Annotated in this window: 22 protein-coding genes; 8 read left to right on the plus strand and 14 right to left on the minus strand. The window is 50.6% G+C overall.

The window, feature by feature from the left end; all coding sequences use genetic code 11:
- Positions 1 to 101: 101 nt before the first annotated feature.
- Genes DXY16_RS11665 through DXY16_RS11680 form a run of 4 tightly spaced genes read right to left on the minus strand, consistent with a single transcriptional unit; the run spans position 102 to position 2428 of the window.
- On the minus strand, positions 102 to 875 hold the full coding sequence (locus DXY16_RS11665) for a phycoerythrobilin:ferredoxin oxidoreductase (protein WP_115121339.1): 774 nt from the start codon (positions 873 to 875) through the stop codon (positions 102 to 104).
- Positions 872 to 1579: a 15,16-dihydrobiliverdin:ferredoxin oxidoreductase gene (locus tag DXY16_RS11670; protein WP_115121340.1), complete on the minus strand. Its 708-nt coding sequence runs from the start codon at positions 1577 to 1579 to the stop codon at positions 872 to 874. The genes DXY16_RS11665 and DXY16_RS11670 overlap by 4 nt, the downstream gene beginning before the upstream one ends.
- Positions 1572 to 2198, minus strand: a complete 627-nt coding sequence (locus DXY16_RS11675) for a phycobiliprotein lyase (RefSeq protein ID WP_115121341.1) — start codon at positions 2196 to 2198, stop codon at positions 1572 to 1574. The genes DXY16_RS11670 and DXY16_RS11675 overlap by 8 nt, the downstream gene beginning before the upstream one ends.
- The gene (locus DXY16_RS11680) at positions 2195 to 2428 is read right to left on the minus strand and encodes a hypothetical protein (protein WP_115016521.1); all 234 of its coding nucleotides are present in this window, start codon (positions 2426 to 2428) and stop codon (positions 2195 to 2197) included. Before DXY16_RS11680 ends, DXY16_RS11675 begins: the two co-directional genes overlap by 4 nt.
- Before the next feature lie 363 nt (positions 2429 to 2791).
- On the opposite strand from DXY16_RS11680, the gene cpeB reads away from it, so the two are divergent.
- Together cpeB and cpeA are read left to right on the plus strand one after the other, a co-directional pair.
- Complete coding sequence (gene cpeB, locus DXY16_RS11685; RefSeq protein ID WP_115016457.1) at positions 2792 to 3346, plus strand: class 1 C-phycoerythrin subunit beta; 555 nt, start codon at positions 2792 to 2794, stop codon at positions 3344 to 3346.
- 53 nt (positions 3347 to 3399) lie between these two features.
- Positions 3400 to 3894: a class 1 C-phycoerythrin subunit alpha gene (cpeA, locus tag DXY16_RS11690; RefSeq protein ID WP_115016455.1), complete on the plus strand. Its 495-nt coding sequence runs from the start codon at positions 3400 to 3402 to the stop codon at positions 3892 to 3894.
- Positions 3895 to 3956: 62 nt separating this feature from the next.
- On the opposite strand, the gene DXY16_RS11695 is transcribed toward cpeA, so the two are convergent.
- Positions 3957 to 4850: a HEAT repeat domain-containing protein gene (locus DXY16_RS11695; protein ID WP_115121342.1), complete on the minus strand. Its 894-nt coding sequence runs from the start codon at positions 4848 to 4850 to the stop codon at positions 3957 to 3959.
- A gap of 86 nt (positions 4851 to 4936) precedes the next feature.
- On the opposite strand from DXY16_RS11695, the gene DXY16_RS11700 reads away from it, so the two are divergent.
- Positions 4937 to 5362 (plus strand): DUF2656 family protein, encoded by a 426-nt coding sequence (locus DXY16_RS11700; protein ID WP_115121343.1) that lies wholly within the window; start codon positions 4937 to 4939, stop codon positions 5360 to 5362.
- Positions 5363 to 5384: 22 nt separating this feature from the next.
- Here DXY16_RS11700 and DXY16_RS15040 read toward each other — a convergent pair whose 3' ends face one another.
- The gene (locus DXY16_RS15040) at positions 5385 to 5588 is read right to left on the minus strand and encodes a hypothetical protein (protein WP_137007091.1); all 204 of its coding nucleotides are present in this window, start codon (positions 5586 to 5588) and stop codon (positions 5385 to 5387) included.
- Positions 5589 to 5849: 261 nt separating this feature from the next.
- On the opposite strand from DXY16_RS15040, the gene DXY16_RS11705 reads away from it, so the two are divergent.
- Positions 5850 to 7169: a HEAT repeat domain-containing protein gene (locus DXY16_RS11705; protein ID WP_244281670.1), complete on the plus strand. Its 1320-nt coding sequence runs from the start codon at positions 5850 to 5852 to the stop codon at positions 7167 to 7169.
- Positions 7170 to 7255: 86 nt separating this feature from the next.
- The gene (locus tag DXY16_RS11710) at positions 7256 to 7885 is read left to right on the plus strand and encodes a HEAT repeat domain-containing protein (RefSeq protein WP_115121345.1); all 630 of its coding nucleotides are present in this window, start codon (positions 7256 to 7258) and stop codon (positions 7883 to 7885) included.
- 5 nt (positions 7886 to 7890) lie between these two features.
- Here DXY16_RS11710 and DXY16_RS11715 read toward each other — a convergent pair whose 3' ends face one another.
- The 5 genes from DXY16_RS11715 to DXY16_RS11735 all read right to left on the minus strand — a co-directional run bounded on the left by DXY16_RS11715 (position 7891) and on the right by DXY16_RS11735 (position 12653).
- Positions 7891 to 8787 carry a HEAT repeat domain-containing protein gene (locus DXY16_RS11715; RefSeq protein WP_244281671.1) on the minus strand — a complete coding sequence of 299 codons (897 nt, stop codon included), beginning with the start codon at positions 8785 to 8787 and terminating at the stop codon, positions 7891 to 7893.
- Positions 8788 to 8930: 143 nt separating this feature from the next.
- On the minus strand, positions 8931 to 9812 hold the full coding sequence (locus tag DXY16_RS11720; protein ID WP_115121347.1) for a phycobilisome rod-core linker polypeptide: 882 nt from the start codon (positions 9810 to 9812) through the stop codon (positions 8931 to 8933).
- A gap of 368 nt (positions 9813 to 10180) precedes the next feature.
- Positions 10181 to 10678: a class 2 C-phycoerythrin subunit alpha gene (gene mpeA, locus DXY16_RS11725; RefSeq protein ID WP_115121348.1), complete on the minus strand. Its 498-nt coding sequence runs from the start codon at positions 10676 to 10678 to the stop codon at positions 10181 to 10183.
- A gap of 46 nt (positions 10679 to 10724) precedes the next feature.
- A complete protein-coding gene (locus DXY16_RS11730; RefSeq protein ID WP_115016439.1) occupies positions 10725 to 11261 on the minus strand; it encodes a bleomycin hydrolase in 537 nt (178 codons plus the stop codon).
- Between the two features lie 198 nt (positions 11262 to 11459).
- Positions 11460 to 12653 (minus strand): HEAT repeat domain-containing protein, encoded by a 1194-nt coding sequence (locus DXY16_RS11735; RefSeq protein WP_115121349.1) that lies wholly within the window; start codon positions 12651 to 12653, stop codon positions 11460 to 11462.
- A 121-nt stretch (positions 12654 to 12774) separates the two neighbouring features.
- Between DXY16_RS11735 and DXY16_RS11740 the strand changes: the two genes are divergently transcribed.
- Genes DXY16_RS11740 through DXY16_RS11750 form a run of 3 tightly spaced genes read left to right on the plus strand, consistent with a single transcriptional unit; the run spans position 12775 to position 13648 of the window.
- Positions 12775 to 13095, plus strand: a complete 321-nt coding sequence (locus tag DXY16_RS11740; protein ID WP_115121350.1) for a hypothetical protein — start codon at positions 12775 to 12777, stop codon at positions 13093 to 13095.
- A complete protein-coding gene (locus DXY16_RS11745; protein WP_244281672.1) occupies positions 13095 to 13391 on the plus strand; it encodes a Nif11-like leader peptide family natural product precursor in 297 nt (98 codons plus the stop codon). Before DXY16_RS11740 ends, DXY16_RS11745 begins: the two co-directional genes overlap by 1 nt.
- 35 nt (positions 13392 to 13426) lie before the next feature.
- Positions 13427 to 13648, plus strand: coding sequence for a Nif11-like leader peptide family natural product precursor (locus DXY16_RS11750; protein WP_115121352.1), 222 nt, complete (start codon positions 13427 to 13429; stop codon positions 13646 to 13648).
- A gap of 1 nt (position 13649) precedes the next feature.
- Here DXY16_RS11750 and DXY16_RS15205 read toward each other — a convergent pair whose 3' ends face one another.
- Genes DXY16_RS15205 through DXY16_RS11765 form a run of 3 tightly spaced genes read right to left on the minus strand, consistent with a single transcriptional unit; the run spans position 13650 to position 15127 of the window.
- On the minus strand, positions 13650 to 13955 hold the full coding sequence (locus DXY16_RS15205; RefSeq protein ID WP_115121353.1) for a CpeR family transcriptional regulator: 306 nt from the start codon (positions 13953 to 13955) through the stop codon (positions 13650 to 13652).
- Between the two features lie 3 nt (positions 13956 to 13958).
- A complete protein-coding gene (locus tag DXY16_RS11760) occupies positions 13959 to 14570 on the minus strand; it encodes a chromophore lyase CpcT/CpeT (protein ID WP_115121354.1) in 612 nt (203 codons plus the stop codon).
- 20 nt (positions 14571 to 14590) lie between these two features.
- The gene (locus tag DXY16_RS11765) at positions 14591 to 15127 is read right to left on the minus strand and encodes a phycobiliprotein lyase (protein WP_115016426.1); all 537 of its coding nucleotides are present in this window, start codon (positions 15125 to 15127) and stop codon (positions 14591 to 14593) included.
- Positions 15128 to 15409: the final 282 nt, after the last annotated feature.

Here is a 15409-nt window from a genome sequence, read left to right on the forward strand (position 1 = left end):
TCAAGATTCTCGCGAAGTGGAGCGGAGGCTCCCGAAAGCTGTTCATAATGCTTAATCGCCTTTTGCTCACAGGGATCTCGCACATGCAGGAAAGAGACCCCCTACAGATCAAAAAGCACAGTATGGATGTACTCCTCTGTCCACTCTCCTCCGTGAAACCGGGTGAGCATGCCGCGTGCTGGATCTTTCTCTGCCCTGTAGTCGGTGTAGCGCCGTTGGCCGGCCAGGAGGTGATCACGGCGGCTGTCTGAGACGGGTTGGGCGGTTGCTGCCAACTCCAGATAAAGCTTCAGATACTCATTGAAGGCGGGCCGTACCACGGTCTCGATCAGATGATCGCCTTCCTCCCCCAAAGGCAGACGGGTCCAGAGAAAGCCTGGTGAGAAGAAGGGTTGGGCTTCGTCAGGGATTGGTCCTCCATCTGGCAATTTGGATCGCCAATGTTCAAACAGTGGCAAAAGTCGATCCCACACGGGTTGTGTATGGCTCTCGTCGGATTTGTCCGCTGGTTGCAGGTCTAGGGCAAGAAGGTGGCCAGCTGGAAGGGTGACCAGGTCACCGCCGAAAAAGGGCAGGTCGAAGCGAGCTAGCGGATTGATCACGAAGTTGAGCACCGAGGCAGCTCCTCCTGCGCTCACGCAGGCTGCCCTCACCTGGCGGAATTTCTCTGTTTTGCAGGCCCAGGTTGCTGTGGTGACCGTCACGGGCTTTGCTTTCGAGCCCGTCTGATCTTGCTTGAACAGGAATTCTTCTTTGACCGGATAGGACTCAATGTTGAGGCTGTTCATGGCCTTGATGGCGTCCTCAAGAAAGGGTTGCCAGGTCCATCCGGGAATGTCGACAGGATCTGTGCTCTTGAGTCGAGTCGGGCTCATTGATTCGCAGAAGCGGGGAATAGAAATTCATGCAGGAATCGATCCGACCACTCTTTGCCAAAGTGACTGGTGAATAGGCCGTGGGCAGGATCGCGCTCTGCGCTGTAAACGTCGTAATTCTCCTGCAGACGCTTGACCTCATCAGCAGGAATGGAAGCCTTGCCACCGCAGGCTTGATCGTGAAGCTGCCAGTAGGCCTTCAGGAAGGCACTGAAGGCGGGTGGAAGTGATGTTTCAGCTTGATCGGCTCCTCCACGGCAAAACAGTAACCATGAGGAGAAGTATTGATTCGGGTCAAAGGAACGCATGGTTTCTTCCCCATTGAGATCGGGAAATTGTGCGTTCAGACTCTTAAGACCCTCGAAATAGCGGTCAAGGTAATCAGCATCCTGAACCAGAGGTTGAAAGTCCAGCACCGCCACCAGTTTTTGCCGTGCCCCAAACCAGAGCAGATCCACTCCCATCAGTGGGTGGTCGAAGTCATGGTCGGGGTAGGCAACTGAATTCAGGACTTGGAGGCTGTCGCCGGCATCGAGCCTGGTAACACGCCAACGGCGAAAGCCTGGGACCTGCCAAAGCCAACTGCGGATCACGCTGTTCCCTTTGGCTGAATGGCATTCTTCGAGCCCACTCGGGACCTGAAGTGGCGTGCCTCCCCTGGCAGTGATGCTCTGATGCAGTTCGTCGAGAAAGGGGTCAAACACGATTCAGCTCCGCAACGGAAGAAGGTGGTGCATCCGCTTGGGCTCTTGCTTCTGCTGAAATCGCAGCAAGATCGGCCTCAGTAGGACAACGAAATTCAGTGCAATAGGTGGTCATGGCGACTCCATTCAGGAATTGCACCGAACTCACACGCATCCTGATCTGATCGTTAACAAACCAGCAGCGTTCAATTCCCACATTGGTATCATAACGAGTCTTGATTGTTAAAATTCCATCGTGGGTAAAGTTGTAAGTACTGACGACAGATTTTTTCTCGACATAGCCAACATCACGAAGCAGGAAGCCTGTGCTGGGGTCTTGGGGGTTTGGAGCATTAACGACGACTGCCGCATAGTCATCATTTCGAGTCTCTTGCATCAGATTGCTCTCCCACCAGAATCTTGCACCCCCAGCCGTGTCTTGGTGCTTGACGCTTAGAGCGTCGCAGACCTTTTCGACGACAGGATCGTCATTCTCGAAGGGTTCAATGATTAAATTGGAATCCCCTGATTCATCATCCTGACTGTCAAGATGATGAACCACGCGTCGAATCATCCATGTGCCGCGACTGGCTTCAAAGAAAGCCGCCATCGTTCGCGGTGGATTGGCCATTCCTTTCATGGGTTGTTCGCTTGGAAGTCCCGTTGTTGCTTGAGCTGGCTAAGGATCTCGTCTATCCGGGATAGTTCAGGGTGGTCTTTTATGGTCGCTTCAATTTTCTTCTGAGAGAGTCGGAGCTTTTTGCCAAGTCCGACGACATCGTTGTAGAGCCGCTCACGGTAAGCGGAGAGTTCCTCAATGGATTCTTGTAGCTCTTCAACTGTTGGGGCCTGATCAATTTGGTCCGTCATCCTGGTGAGAGGCCAAGAAAATTCTGTGACAACCTTACCTCTGGCCGCCATAGACAAGCCTCAGGCGTTGCGCTTGGTGACTTGCTTCCAACGATTGCTATGTCTCTCGCAAAGCCTGTCCCTGGCTCCCCTTTATTCCTTGGCTTGTCGCGAGGTGGGTGGTGGTCGACTGCTGCAAGGTGACGAACTCTTGCGTGATCGGCAGATCCCCTGCCAGTGCTTGGCAGTACAGGCTTAGCTTGCAAGAGCGCTTCAGCCCACTGGGGTCAATTGTTGTCAGGTCAAGCCTTTCCCTAAAGGACTTGCTTGGCGGCTACCTCACTGCACCAGAAGCCTTCCCCCTACAAAACTGTCTGGCCTACAATGCTCGACGCATTTTCCCGTTCGGTCGTCAGCGCTGACGCCAAAACTGCTCCCGTTGGTGGTAGTGACCTCGTTGGTCTCCGGTCCTACGTCCAGAATGGCAACAAGCGTTTGGACGCAGTCAACGCCATCACCTCCAACGCCTCCTGCATCGTTTCTGATGCCGTCACTGGCATGATTTGCGAGAACACCGGCCTGATTCAGGCTGGTGGCAACTGCTATCCCAACCGCCGCATGGCCGCATGCCTGCGCGACGGTGAGATCGTTCTCCGCTACATCAGCTACGCCTTGCTGGCTGGCGATGCTTCCGTCCTGGATGATCGCTGCCTCAATGGCCTGAAGGAGACCTACATCGCTCTGGGCGTGCCAACTCAGTCGGCTGCTCGCGCTGTTGCGATCATGAAAGCTGCAGCAACAGCTCTCATCGGTGAAACCAACTCTCCTGCTTCAGGTGGTAAGCGTTTCCGCAAGATGGACACCACTCAGGGTGACTGCTCTGCGCTGGTTGCAGAAGCTGGTGCTTACTTCGATCGTGTGATCGGCGCCGTTTCCTGATCAGCGTTATCAATTTAATTTTCAGCAATTCTCCCCTTTAAAGGAAACCATCAATGAAGTCCGTCGTTACCACTGTTGTGACTGCTGCAGACGCAGCTGGTCGCTTCCCTTCTCAGAACGATCTTGAGGCCGTTCAGGGCAATATCCAGCGTGCCGCTGCTCGTCTGGAAGCTGCTGAAAAGCTGGCTGCTGGTCTGGACAAGGTCACCCGTGAAGCTGGCGATGCTTGCTTCAACAAGTACGCCTATCTGAAGCAGCCAGGTGAAGCTGGTGATAGCCAGGTGAAGGTGGACAAGTGCTACCGCGATCTGGGCCACTACCTGCGTCTGATCAACTATTGCCTCGTTGTTGGTGGCACCGGCCCTCTCGATGAGTGGGGCATCGCTGGCGCCCGTGAGGTGTATCGCAGCCTGGGTCTTCCTACTGGCCCCTATGTCGAGGCTTTGATCTACACCCGTGACCGCGCTTGCTCACCCCGTGATATGAGCCCCCAAGCTCTGAACGAGTACAAGAGCTATCTTGACTATCTGATCAACGCTCTTTCCTGAGTTATCTCTCAGCGATCTAATACAAGGGGGCAAATGCCCCCTTTTTTTGATGCTAAAAACTGCTAGTTTTCGCTGGCTCTTAGCAGCTGATTAATAGCAAGTTTTAAAACACTTAAAACGTTCTCATCGTTTTCCTCGGTCGCCCTGCTTTGAAGAGCATCGATTGAAGAAATCTCGCGTAGCTTCATTAGCGAAAGTGCACTATTCTTTCGTACCCAGGAATCGGAATCGGAAAGCTTGGGGATGAGCAGCGGGGTCGCGATTTTTGCATCGTCAAATTTACCCAAGAGTGTGACTGCTTCTGCACGGATCTCTGCAAAAGGATCAGATAGTGCATTGAGCAAAAGTTCTTTATCCTCCTCTGTCTCGAGAGCTTGGATTTGGCTTCCTAATGCAGAAATGGATGCTTTCCTTACATTGGCATTTTCTGATGTGGCGGCTTGACGCAGTACTTGTGGAGCCCTGTCTCCGATCAGAGTTAGAGCCCAATTTGCTAGCCCAATTTGCATTTCCGTACTGTCGGGAGCCGCAATAATGCTCAGGATTGCGTCGATAGATTCTTCTCCCATCGATGCCATGGCACCCATGGTTGATCCTTGAACAACTGAGTCAGTATCGGAAAGAAAGGTTGAGAGTAGATCGGGAAGACTTGCCGGGTCCCTAATCAGCGTCAGTGTTTTGGCAGCTGCTCGTCTGACTGTGACTTGAGAGCTATGCCGCATGGCTTGGCATAAAGCAGGTACGGCAGCTTGACCAACGGATCCAAGGCTATCCGAAAAACTGCGGCGTAATAGGCCTCGGGGATCGCCAAGCCCAGCTATCATTATTGCGATCGAATCTGGATCAGACTCGATTGGTAATCCTGCTCTAAGTTTCTCTTTGAGATGCGTCGCCAGATCAAGAGCTTCTTCTTCGCTGAGTTGGATTTCAGCAGAGCTCTTCTCAGGAATTTCCATTCGATCCCCTTTGATGAGAAATGGCTGCTGGCTTCATAGCCCTCCGATTGCCTCGTTCAAGTTATCACCAACCATAGACCCCGACCATGACAGTTTTCGTTGTTTCCCATAACCTCCAATTGAACTCGCCGCAGACACCAGATTTTTCTGCAGAGCAGTTGGCGAAGGGTTTGATGCATCATTCGACTGCCTTCTCAAGTTCCGATGCTTTGGATCACCCACATTGGTTGGTGAAACTTGAATCTGATTTATCTGTGAATGATATGGCCAACGAACTCGTAAGAGCGTGGAAGGCTTTCCGGATTCATCAGGGGCATTCAGTGGATCACTCTTGTTTGGCCCTAGGAGGCCGAAAAGATAGCGCTGCCCTACCTGAAGCACCACTTCAGATGGGAAGTTGGGGGGTCGATTTTGTTGAATGTACCGACCCCGACAAATTTCTTGCGAGCATTAACTGGGATGCCCTTAAGTCAGCTCGACCTTCAGACGGTATTTTTGAGTTAAGGGCTTAAGAATGAGATCAGGCTCGATGATTCATTTTTTGCGTTGACGCCGCCGCTGGGATGACTTCTCTTTGTTGCCTCCATCTTTATCTTGCGATGATAATTTGCTGATCAGTGCCTTTCCAATCTTTGCAGCTGTTCCTTCATTGTTTTGGGCTGCCGAGCCAGGGTTTTCGGGCGTTGATATTGGCCTCATATCGGTAATCACATAACCGCTTCTATGCATGACTTGCATGCCATGGCAAAGAGAGTTAAAGGGCAGGCTGAAGTGAGTTGATATGCCTGGCCTTGAGCGATTTAGCGCATTGACTTGCACCTTAAAATGCGCGCTTGAAAATGGCCCCATTTTTTTATAGTCTATTGGATAAGTAAATTGTATGCTCGTTTTGGCTCGAATGCCAAAGCTTTACTTTTATTAATTGGGTTGAGTTTGGTTAAGGCTTGCCTCGGTCGAATGCCTTAAGATTCTGGGGAATCAGTTCATCTTGATGTGACCTTGGGCCGTTTTGATAATATCCACCCTGGCCTTACATGTAATCATGCACGCCACATCCTTTCATTGTCCATTGATGAGTTGGAATCCAAAAGTGACTTTTATATGGCTGCAGCCCACCTGATCAATTGCCCCTGCGCAGAAACTGAGGATGCACTTCAATCACTTCTTGTCTGTGCAGTAGATGATCAGGCGATCAAGATAGCAAAAAGAAAAGCCGTTGAGGTTCTAGCGCGACTTGGTTCTAAGTCTTCAGTCCCACTGATTGGCCAATGTCTCTGGTCTGATGATATTTACCTCGTTGAAAATTCTGTTTGGGCTCTCGAAAAATTAAGCTGTAATCGTCATGATTTGATCCAGCAGATGATTGGCTTGCTAAAGGACGCTTCTCAAAATCAGAGGGTTTTGATTAAGGCTCTCGCTACGCTTGCGATCGATCAGAGTTTTGACTCGATTCGCTCGCTTCAAACCTCTGATCGCCCTGGTGTTCGTGGTGCTGCAATTGCTGCGGTTGCCAAGTGTACGCAAGATAGGGCTAGCTTGTTACAAATTAAGGGGTATTTGACGCTTCCCAATCAAATGGATCGGCAATGTGCCGTTCAGGATCTTGTCGACGGGGGTTCAATTGAACTTCTCCCTTCCATTGCCACTGCACCTGTTTCTCCGGCTTTTCGAATACGAGCTTGCCGTGAAATTCTCGCAACGGCAAAGGTTCTTCTTTCAGCAGATGTAGGCCTGGATTTAATAGATGTCGTCTTTAGGGACGATCCGGCCCAGATTAATGTGATTCATCAATATGATGAGGCTCCGGCTCCTGAGTTTCTGGTTCGCCAGCTATATAGTACTGACTTTAGTCGTTGTTATCTGGCGATGCAGAATTTGCCAGAGTATTCTGCTGAAGTGCTGATTCCAATTTTGCAACAGTCGTGGGAGGAAGAAGCCCATAATGATTATGGGGCCCACTATTTTTTCATGCATATTTTTGGCTCAAGAGATGACTGGAGCTCCTCCGCTCTTGAGTGGATCGTTAATTTGTTGAATGAAGCCGCGATCAATCGGAGGCCTCAGTTCCAAAAAAGCCGTGCAGCTGCAATTCAAGCACTTCATAGTCTGAGGCCTGATTTGTTTTTTGAACTCGGTTCGCAGCTGCTTCGTGGTTCGATCCCTGCATCCTGGGAGTGTCGCTACGTCACCATCATGTGCATGGAGAGCTTATCCATCGGAGGAGGTGATCAAATCAGGGATTTACTTGTCAATTGTCAACAAGATGCCGACGCTTTTGTTCAGGCTCGAGCTGCTTCGGCTCTCTCTTCTATAGGCTGAATTGAGAAATAAAATTGTCTAGTATCATCGCCAAGGCCAAATCGGTTAAATGCTAAAATTAGAGAAGAATTAAGCAAACTGTTCATATGGATTCTCCTTCTCAATCATTTGACCAGCTCCTTGCTGATCTTGCTCATCCGAATCCGAATATCCGTGACAATGCTTGTACCCTCATGGCCGAGCATTTTGCTGATCAGGCATTGCCTCAGCTGATCTCTTTGCTCCATGATCCGGATCCAGCCGTCTACAGAACGGCTGTCAAGGGGCTTGGGATTCTGGGTCACCAAAGTGTTCCGCATTTGTTAGAGCTGTTTGAAACGTCGGATAATGGAACAGTCAAGGCTTGCTGCATTAAAGCTCTTGTTCAAGTTTCAGTGAATTTCCCGACGCAAGCCTTTCCGGCTCAGACGATGGATGTATTGGAAAAAGCGCTTGATGAAGCGAACCCAGTTGTTGCACAGTCAGCGTTGATGACCCTCGGTCATCTTTCCAAGCAGGACTCAGAAAAAGAGCGTGTCATTCCTCTTCTGATCAAGGCATGCGAAAGGGATAATATTGCTCATGTTCAGGGTGCCTTGATGGCATTGGCAGAACTTGATGCACCTTTGGTGACTGATTGCTTAGAGAAACTGGCCTCTGATATGGGTAAAGACAGCTTGGTGCGAGAAATGGCTCAAGCAAGTTTAGAACGTCGAGAAAGTCTCAATCTTGGCTGATGCTTTCATGAAATTCTTTTCAGTTGGTTGTGGGCCACTTCCATGACAGCCTTGACTTGATTGTCAGGTTCGCTCTTGATTGCGGTCATCAGGGGTTCAATTGAATGACATGCTTCCATTTTCATCAGTGCAAGGGCTGTATTCTTGCGTACCTGTGGTGCTGTGTCTTGAAGCAGAATAATCAGTTGGTCTTCCGCATCCTCTGGGTCTAACGTTTTGCCCGTGATTGTTGCTGCTTCCGCTCTCACTTCTTCTTCTTCATCTCCCAAAGCCTCGAGTAAAAGATTTCGTGCTGATCGGCTTGAGCCAGACTGAACCTGTTCCGATAACGCAGTAAGTGCAGCTATTCTTATTTCTGGATTTCCTGATTTTGCCGCTGTGTTAAATGCATCTGGGGCTTTAGCTCCAATAAAACTGAGGGCGAGATTGATCAGGCCAACTTGAAACGCGGTGCATTTTTTATCTGAAAGTATTTTGAATATTGATTCGATTGCTGGGATGCCGATGGTGGCCATCGCTCCAGCCGAGGAGCCTTGAACGACTGGATCATCATCCGTCTCGAACGCTTCGATCAGGTTCGGTAGGGCTAACTCACTGCCGATGATATTGAGGGTTTTTGCAGATGCCCGTCTGATCACAACATTCGGATTGTTTTTCAATGCATGGCAAAGGATTGGCACCGCGGCCTCGCCCACGGACCCTAGGCTTTGTGCAAACGTAAGGCGAAGTGAGCCCCTTTGGTCTCCTAATCCAGCCACCATTCTTCTGAGAGAATCATCGTCTGAATTTGGCTGCAGATGATCAGCGAGTTGAAGCTTTAAGGCTTCGGCCAGCTGGTAGGCCTCAGCTTCGGTTAGCTCTCCGACCTCAAGCATCGAAGAGTTTGGGGTTTGTTCCGTCACTATTCATTTTGCCTTGTATACAAACTCTACCTGAGTGCGATTACATCCTGGCTGTTGATCCACCTGATTGGAGCATAAAAAAGCCTCCTCAAATCTTGGTGCGAGGAGGCTAATTGTGTTAATGAGTTTGAACTTCCGTTAGATCAGAAGTGAACTCCGAAGGGACGGAAGGCGACGTAATCAGTCATCTTCGGTGTCTGGTGGCCGGCGTACTGCTGCTCAGGCAGTTTCACCGGAATGCGCGTCACTGCGGTATAAGTGAACGGCATTGGTTTTGCACTTGCGCGAGCCGCGGTGGCCAAGGGGTTGACCGTACGGCTGTTGCGACCCTGTGCGTTGTCACTGATGGCAACCTTCGCGCCACCCAGCTCACGCATCAGGTTGAAGGTACGCGTGAACATACCTGCGTAGGAATCCTGACTGCGGTCGTAAGGGACGATGTCTGAGCCAAACACCTCTGTGTATTCCGCAGAGTCAGTCAAGCTATCAACCAGTGCATCGAAGCCCTCTTCGGCTTGCAGCTTGATGTTGGCTTGAACTTCTGCCTGATTCAGTGGAGCACGGCCAAGCAGATGCTTGAAGTTCAGCTCAATTCCGCGCTGTGCGCCCACAGCATGGAAGAAGTTGGCTTTGTAGAAGTCAGACTTCGCCAGTCCGTTCACGAAATCACGAACAGTGATTTCGCCATTCATCAGACGAACTTCCAGCGATGTTTCGCGCTGGTTCTCTGTGGGTGGCAGGTTGCCCAGCACCTGACGATAAGCAGCCGCAATCACGCGCTCGAGTGCTGCGCTGTTCTCTGGGCTGTACTGATCAAAGGTGACTGCGAAGGGGCACTCGGCGTGGAGTCTTGGCCCAATACCAATACCCATCGCGGCACAATGCTGACGCTTGTAATCAGCAATAGCGCCTGCAACGGTGCGAGGAGCGGTGTTTTTGCCGGCTTTGCTCGCTGTGGAGAAGGAAGCGGGCCCTGTTCTTGTGGCTGACGTGAGGGCTTTCAGGCTGGTTTCAGTGCCGAGCATGATGAGAATTGGGTTGAGTTTTGCTTTTTGTCCCGACTCACTCCTGACTCATGCTGTTGTGTTTGCAGATCAAGAGTTAAGCCATAGACAAATGGTTGAAGCAGAAAAATGTTTCTGTGGATTTTTTGCTGTCAACGCATATTCTATGTGTTAAAGCCAATAGGCTAATTGTTCACTTGTTGGAATTGTTATATTCCGGGCGTTTGGTTAACGCCTCTATGTCGGCAATGTGTGTCTTGCGCGAAAACCTAGCCAACCAGGCGTTTGGGTTGCCTAAATAAGGTGCGCCTCGACGGTAAAAAAAAGGGGTGGGCAGTATTGCCCACCCCGGTCACATTGCTGAAGTGATAAACATCTAAGCTGAAGAATCAGCCCAGTGAGTTGATCACATAGTCCAGCAGGGTGTTGTAAGCGGTCAGAGCCTGGGGGCTCATGTCACGAGGTGAGCAACCGTCGTTACGCATGTTGGAGAAACCAGCAACGTAGGTGCCAGCGTCGATGCTGAGAGCCTTGTAGACTTCCTTCTGACCATTGATGGCCAGCTCGTCCAGAGGGCCGGTGCCGCCGGTAACCAGGCAGTAGTTGATCAGACGCAGGTAGTGAACGAAGTCACGCTTGCACTTCTCTTTGCCTTCGGTGGCGCACTTGCGGGGCTGACGGCCGGTGGCGCCGTTGGGGTACTGAGCGTACACAGCGTCAACAGCGCGCTGAGCGATGCCGTCGTAGTTAGAAGCAAGCTTTTCAGCAGCTTCGAGACGAGCAGCAGCGCGTTGGATTGAACCCTGCACCGACTCCATGTCGGAGGCGGAGGGGAAACGGGAAGCGCTGTCGGCTGCGCCGACAACGGTGGTGATGACGGACTTCATGATTTAGGAAGCTAGTTAGGGTGTTGGACGTTTAAACAGACTTGGTTCAGCTGATGGCGCTGATCACCATGTCGAAGTAGCTACCAGCTTCGCCGGACAGGCTGGAGCAGTCACCCTGGGTCACAGCAGCTTTCTTGGGCTGGCTGTTGGTGTTGGTGATCAGAGCACCGGCGGCGGCCTTCATGATGGCCACGGCGCGGGAAGCAGAACCGGTAGGAACGCCCAGAGCGGCATAGGTCTCGCGAAGACCGTTCAGGCAGCGGTCCTGAAGCACGGAAGCGTCACCGGCGAGCAGGGCGTAGCTCACATAGCGGAGGACGATCTCGCCATCGCGCAGGCAAGCAGCCATCTTGCGGTTGGTGTACACACCACCGTTAGGAGCGGTCAGGCCAGTGTTCTCGCAGCAGATGCCGGCAACAGCGTCAGAGACGATGCAAGCAGCGTTGCCAGAGATGGCGTTCACAGCGTCGAGGCGCTTGTTGCCATCAGCGATGAAGGACTTCAGAGAGGCCAGCTCGCCTCCGCCGATGAAAGCACCGCTGGAATCGGCCGAGATGGCCTTCCTGGAGAATGCGTCGAGCATGGGTGTTTGAAAGTTAGAGGGGGATGCAAATCCGCATCACGAATGACAGTAACCCTGCTCTCAGTCTCCGAACCGGGAACCCGAATTTGAAGACACACAAGTTTGCAAACCCGAGTCAGAGTCAGAATATTAAAAAAAACGGAACAGGAATTGCCTCGGCTCTGGCAGCACAGCAGTCTGCTGCGGTTGCAGAATTCATCACAACCCTTTCAGGACTTGCTCGCAGCTCCATTTGAGAGGCAGCCAGCTTGTCGTCTGCTGAATCTGCATAAGCGGCTCTACCTGGTCTTTCAGCCCTAGCCTCAGGCAGGACCAAGCTGCTGCTACGCGTGACTTGGCGTACTGCGGCAGCGTCTCAGCCAGGGCGGTGCGGACAAGATCACTACGTTCTTGTAGGCCCTGAAGTCCAACAACTGCCGTCAGCAGATAGTTGACTCCGTAATCACTCCAGAAGCGCGAATGGATGTGATCAATTGTATCGAGTTGTTGCCCCTTCGGCATTTTTATCACGCTTAATGCTCCCCCGTATTGTTTACCTTCATCCCTGTGCTGCAGGTTTTTTTCGATTTCCGCGATCTCTTCGCTGCAAATCCAGTCGTGCTGGAGTGAAAGCATTGAAGGGTCGTCTTGCAGGAGTTGAATGATGAGGTCGCTATGAGCGATCGGCACCGTTCCACTCTTTTGGGGATCGACGAGTTGAAACGCACTTTTCGCCCGCAACGGCATCGACACCGGGCACGTCACGAGATGGGGCAGCACGCTGACGTCACCGGCATCGCCAAGGTCGATCACAGCGGCCCGCCGTCGACCGGCAATCGAATCGGTCAGCTGTGGGATCAGGGGGGCGAGTCGGTCGAATTGGCCATGCACCTTGGCTGCATAAGCCCGAGCTGCGCCGGCAACAAGCGGGTTGTCATCCCGTTCTAGGGCCGCAATCGCTTGTTCTCCGGAGGCGATGCCAAGACGAGCGTGGGTTTGAATTACGGAACGCTTCTGGTTGTCGCTGCCATTGAGTGCAGAAAGGAGCTGCTCACTTTGATGGTTGCTAAGAGGGGCTCCAATTTGTGCTATCGAATCCACGGCGTTGATCACCGATGCTTCGTCGTCAAACCCTAGAGCTGTAAAAAGTGCTGGCAAAGCTCTTGGATCTCGTCGTCTTCCTAGCGCTTCAAGAACCTTTCGCCTCGTGATCCGGTTAAACAGATTTTCAGGATCTAGCTCAATGGCTTCGATCAAACCCTCTAGTGATCGATCGCTACGACAGGCAGCCAGCCTTGTTGCTGCTGTGTATTTCTCGACTGGATTGGATAGCTCTTCGGGGTTGGTTCTCAGTAATTCCAGCGCTTTCTCTTCTGGAAGCCCCTCAAATAAAATATCGAATCTTTCAGACATGACCGACGTGGCTTCATTCTTCGAAAATTAGCACCTCCAGCTTGCACCTCTTTGTAACAGTGCCAGCTTTGAATGGGTGCAGCTTGTATCTGGTAATCTTCTGTACAGATACTTGCGTATTATGCCTGTCTCTGCTGAAGCGGAACAAGCCTTGCACCGTTTTGTCGATGCAATCGCTTCTCAGTCCGCACTTCAGGACCAGTTCAACCAAGTCGAAGAGATTGATTCTCTTCGTCACCTCGTTCAATCGGTTGACTCTACTCTGACAGGTGCTGCTGTGATCCCCTTGGATCAGGCGACTCTGCCCCCTAAAATCCTTGTGAATTCTGGCGTGACGAACCAGGAGATACCCTGGCGCCTACTTCGCTGCCCCGGTGGTCCTTTGGTTCTGCAAATGATCTGCAAAAAAGCAAATTTTGCGGTTTGGATCGAGAGTTGCTGATGTCTGCTAAGGAGTTACATCGCTTTATTGATGAAGTCGTCCGCTCCCATGAGCTGGCTACAGGTCTTAAGGGGCTTGCCACGCATGAACAAATTATTGCTTATGGGCAAAGTCAGGGCTTTGATTTCACTCCCTCGGATTGGTCTAATTTGTATGACCAGGATTTCTTGAGTCAGCAAAGCGCTGTTCAAGAGTCTGTGCGTCAGGCCGATCCTTACCACTGGTCGTGGGCTTTTCGTCAACTGTCTTGCTGGAGAGCTATGCTGATGGAAGGCGCTGGAGACGGTCGGTCTTGAGCCCTGCATTGTTGTCAACCTGACTTTTAATAGCCATGTCTGATGCTCAGCAGGATCAGATTCTTGAGGATTTTATTACTCAAGCTCGTTCGGATCCGTCTTTAAGGGATGAGATCAAGGCGGCATTGAACCAAGATGAAATTATATCCATTGCCCAGGCGAGGGGCTTTTCAGTTGATTCACTTGCAATTCTGCGAAAATGGAGCAAGCACACTGATTTTTCAAAGCCAACATGGTTGGGTTGGTTTGACGACTGAATCAGGTGTTGATGTCTGAGTATCGTGTCTGATTGCTTCCTTTTTTTGCCCAGTATGTGACGAGTTCTTCTCCCCCAGGCCTGGGTACACTGGCGATCGCTCTTAGGATTTTAAATGACCTGTTAGGACCCATGGGCCAATTCCCCACTGCTTTCACAGTCCTCACTCGTCCACCAATTGCTTCAACACACTGTTCAAATTTTTCAAGCTGTGTTTGATCGACTGTCTCAAAAACAAAATCAGTTCCTTCGCATATTAGGTGTTGAGATCGAATCCAGGCCTTGATTTGTTTTTTGCTATTTTCCATGCATTACTGACTTATCTTTGTCCAATCAGGTGTAATTAGTTCTGATATTGTTTGAACTCTGGCAAAGCGAAGTGGGCCATGCTCTGAACCCCATTTTGGTTCATCTGTTTGGGGGTCAAAACCACGATCGCGACTAATCCACGTGTCTTGATCGACCTCAACTTCGCTGACTAGGTAGGTAAGGTTTCCATCTCTCGGGACGAGGCATTTTTTCCCGGGTTCGACATTGCCAATATAATGTCCTGGTTTGCTTTCAATGAAATGCATCGAGCAACCACAGCGGGGTTCTAGGTTTTTGGTGTCGATTGCTTCAAGTAGTTCTGGAGTTCGTCCTGCTCCTGCCAGCCTTTCTTTGTTGGTAAAGCCAAAATTCTCCATCACGTATCTTTCGTTTTCGACCCTAAGACGATGAATGCCTTGTCGGTATGGATCCCACGGAGCGTAATCGTAATATTGTTCTGAATAAAATCCAGGACCCTGGAAGATTGACCACGGTAATGGCCTGAAGACAATATGGATACGGGCAAAGTCTTTGGGATTCTCTTGTGCCTGCGTGAAATTATCGTAGATGCCGGCAAGTGTTTTGGTGAACCTAAGGATATCGTCTTGATTCATGTGGTTGTGTAATTGGATGATTAGGCCTTGATTCTTCTAACCTCAGACGCGAATGAAGTTTGTAAGATGCCAGATCCCTCTGAGGTTCTCAAGACGGATGATCGACACCGTACGTTTTCGGATACAAACCAGATTCTCTCCTCTGCCATTGACTGATCGTACTTTGTATTCAGGATGAATGTTCCGTCATCAAGGAACTCATAGCTTGATTCTGCAGGGACTGATTCTGCATAGCCTAAGCTTCTTAGTAGCCAGCCTGATTTACTATCTTTTGGAATCGGAATGATAATGCATGATCCGCTCGATACTTCGTTTGGATCATCGGGTTCCCAATCGCTTTCAGCACTCCATTCCATTTTGAATGGAGATTGAAATTTTGAATCAGATGATAAATTTGATTTGTCTATTAACTCTGCAATTGCCTCGCTTTTGGGACTTATGGCTTCGATTGAAACTTCGCTGAGAACATCTTCGAATTGTTGAAATGCGAGAGAATGGCCAGAGCGCATCGATCGCCATTCGCCTGCACTTTGAGCAACAAATTGCTCAATATTCATCGTTGTGAGTTAGCGGATTAATCGTGTTGGTTTGGGTGGGCTCAAGGTTGTTCTTCATCATGCTCACCATCGAGTCAACCATCATGGACATGGCCATGGGCACAGAGGAGACAGAAGTTTGGAACTCTTCTGTTTGATTCGACTGTGTGCTGGTTGTATTCCGGAGAATTGGCATGATTTGAGGATTTTGAGGCTGAGCTAGTGGGTATATATACTTGCCCTGTCAGGGTTGGCTTTTGCCAAGTCCAATCATGACAGGACTAACGATAGAGGTGGTGGCCA

Source organism: Synechococcus sp. UW105, from assembly GCF_900473935.1.
Lineage (GTDB): Bacteria > Cyanobacteriota > Cyanobacteriia > PCC-6307 > Cyanobiaceae > Synechococcus_C.

Bases quoted from the DNA above. Each gene is read 5' to 3' on its own strand.
- cpeA (WP_115016455.1), top strand. From the start codon at position 3,400: ATGAAGTCCGTCGTTACCACTGTTGTGACTGCTGCAGACGCAGCTGGT.
- DXY16_RS11680 (WP_115016521.1), bottom strand. From the start codon at position 2,428: ATGACGGACCAAATTGATCAGGCCCCAACAGTTGAAGAGCTACAAGAA.
- cpeB (WP_115016457.1), top strand. From the start codon at position 2,792: ATGCTCGACGCATTTTCCCGTTCGGTCGTCAGCGCTGACGCCAAAACT.
- DXY16_RS15040 (WP_137007091.1), bottom strand. From the start codon at position 5,588: ATGCAAGTCATGCATAGAAGCGGTTATGTGATTACCGATATGAGGCCA.
- DXY16_RS11765 (WP_115016426.1), bottom strand. From the start codon at position 15,127: ATGAATATTGAGCAATTTGTTGCTCAAAGTGCAGGCGAATGGCGATCG.
- DXY16_RS11760 (WP_115121354.1), bottom strand. From the start codon at position 14,570: ATGAATCAAGACGATATCCTTAGGTTCACCAAAACACTTGCCGGCATC.
- DXY16_RS11665 (WP_115121339.1), bottom strand. From the start codon at position 875: ATGAGCCCGACTCGACTCAAGAGCACAGATCCTGTCGACATTCCCGGA.
- DXY16_RS15205 (WP_115121353.1), bottom strand. From the start codon at position 13,955: ATGGAAAATAGCAAAAAACAAATCAAGGCCTGGATTCGATCTCAACAC.
- DXY16_RS11735 (WP_115121349.1), bottom strand. From the start codon at position 12,653: ATGTCTGAAAGATTCGATATTTTATTTGAGGGGCTTCCAGAAGAGAAA.
- DXY16_RS11740 (WP_115121350.1), top strand. From the start codon at position 12,775: ATGCCTGTCTCTGCTGAAGCGGAACAAGCCTTGCACCGTTTTGTCGAT.
- DXY16_RS11695 (WP_115121342.1), bottom strand. From the start codon at position 4,850: ATGGAAATTCCTGAGAAGAGCTCTGCTGAAATCCAACTCAGCGAAGAA.
- DXY16_RS11720 (WP_115121347.1), bottom strand. From the start codon at position 9,812: ATGCTCGGCACTGAAACCAGCCTGAAAGCCCTCACGTCAGCCACAAGA.
- DXY16_RS11700 (WP_115121343.1), top strand. From the start codon at position 4,937: ATGACAGTTTTCGTTGTTTCCCATAACCTCCAATTGAACTCGCCGCAG.
- mpeA (WP_115121348.1), bottom strand. From the start codon at position 10,678: ATGAAGTCCGTCATCACCACCGTTGTCGGCGCAGCCGACAGCGCTTCC.
- DXY16_RS11710 (WP_115121345.1), top strand. From the start codon at position 7,256: ATGGATTCTCCTTCTCAATCATTTGACCAGCTCCTTGCTGATCTTGCT.
- DXY16_RS11745 (WP_244281672.1), top strand. From the start codon at position 13,095: ATGTCTGCTAAGGAGTTACATCGCTTTATTGATGAAGTCGTCCGCTCC.
- DXY16_RS11730 (WP_115016439.1), bottom strand. From the start codon at position 11,261: ATGCTCGACGCATTCTCCAGGAAGGCCATCTCGGCCGATTCCAGCGGT.
- DXY16_RS11675 (WP_115121341.1), bottom strand. From the start codon at position 2,198: ATGAAAGGAATGGCCAATCCACCGCGAACGATGGCGGCTTTCTTTGAA.
- DXY16_RS11750 (WP_115121352.1), top strand. From the start codon at position 13,427: ATGTCTGATGCTCAGCAGGATCAGATTCTTGAGGATTTTATTACTCAA.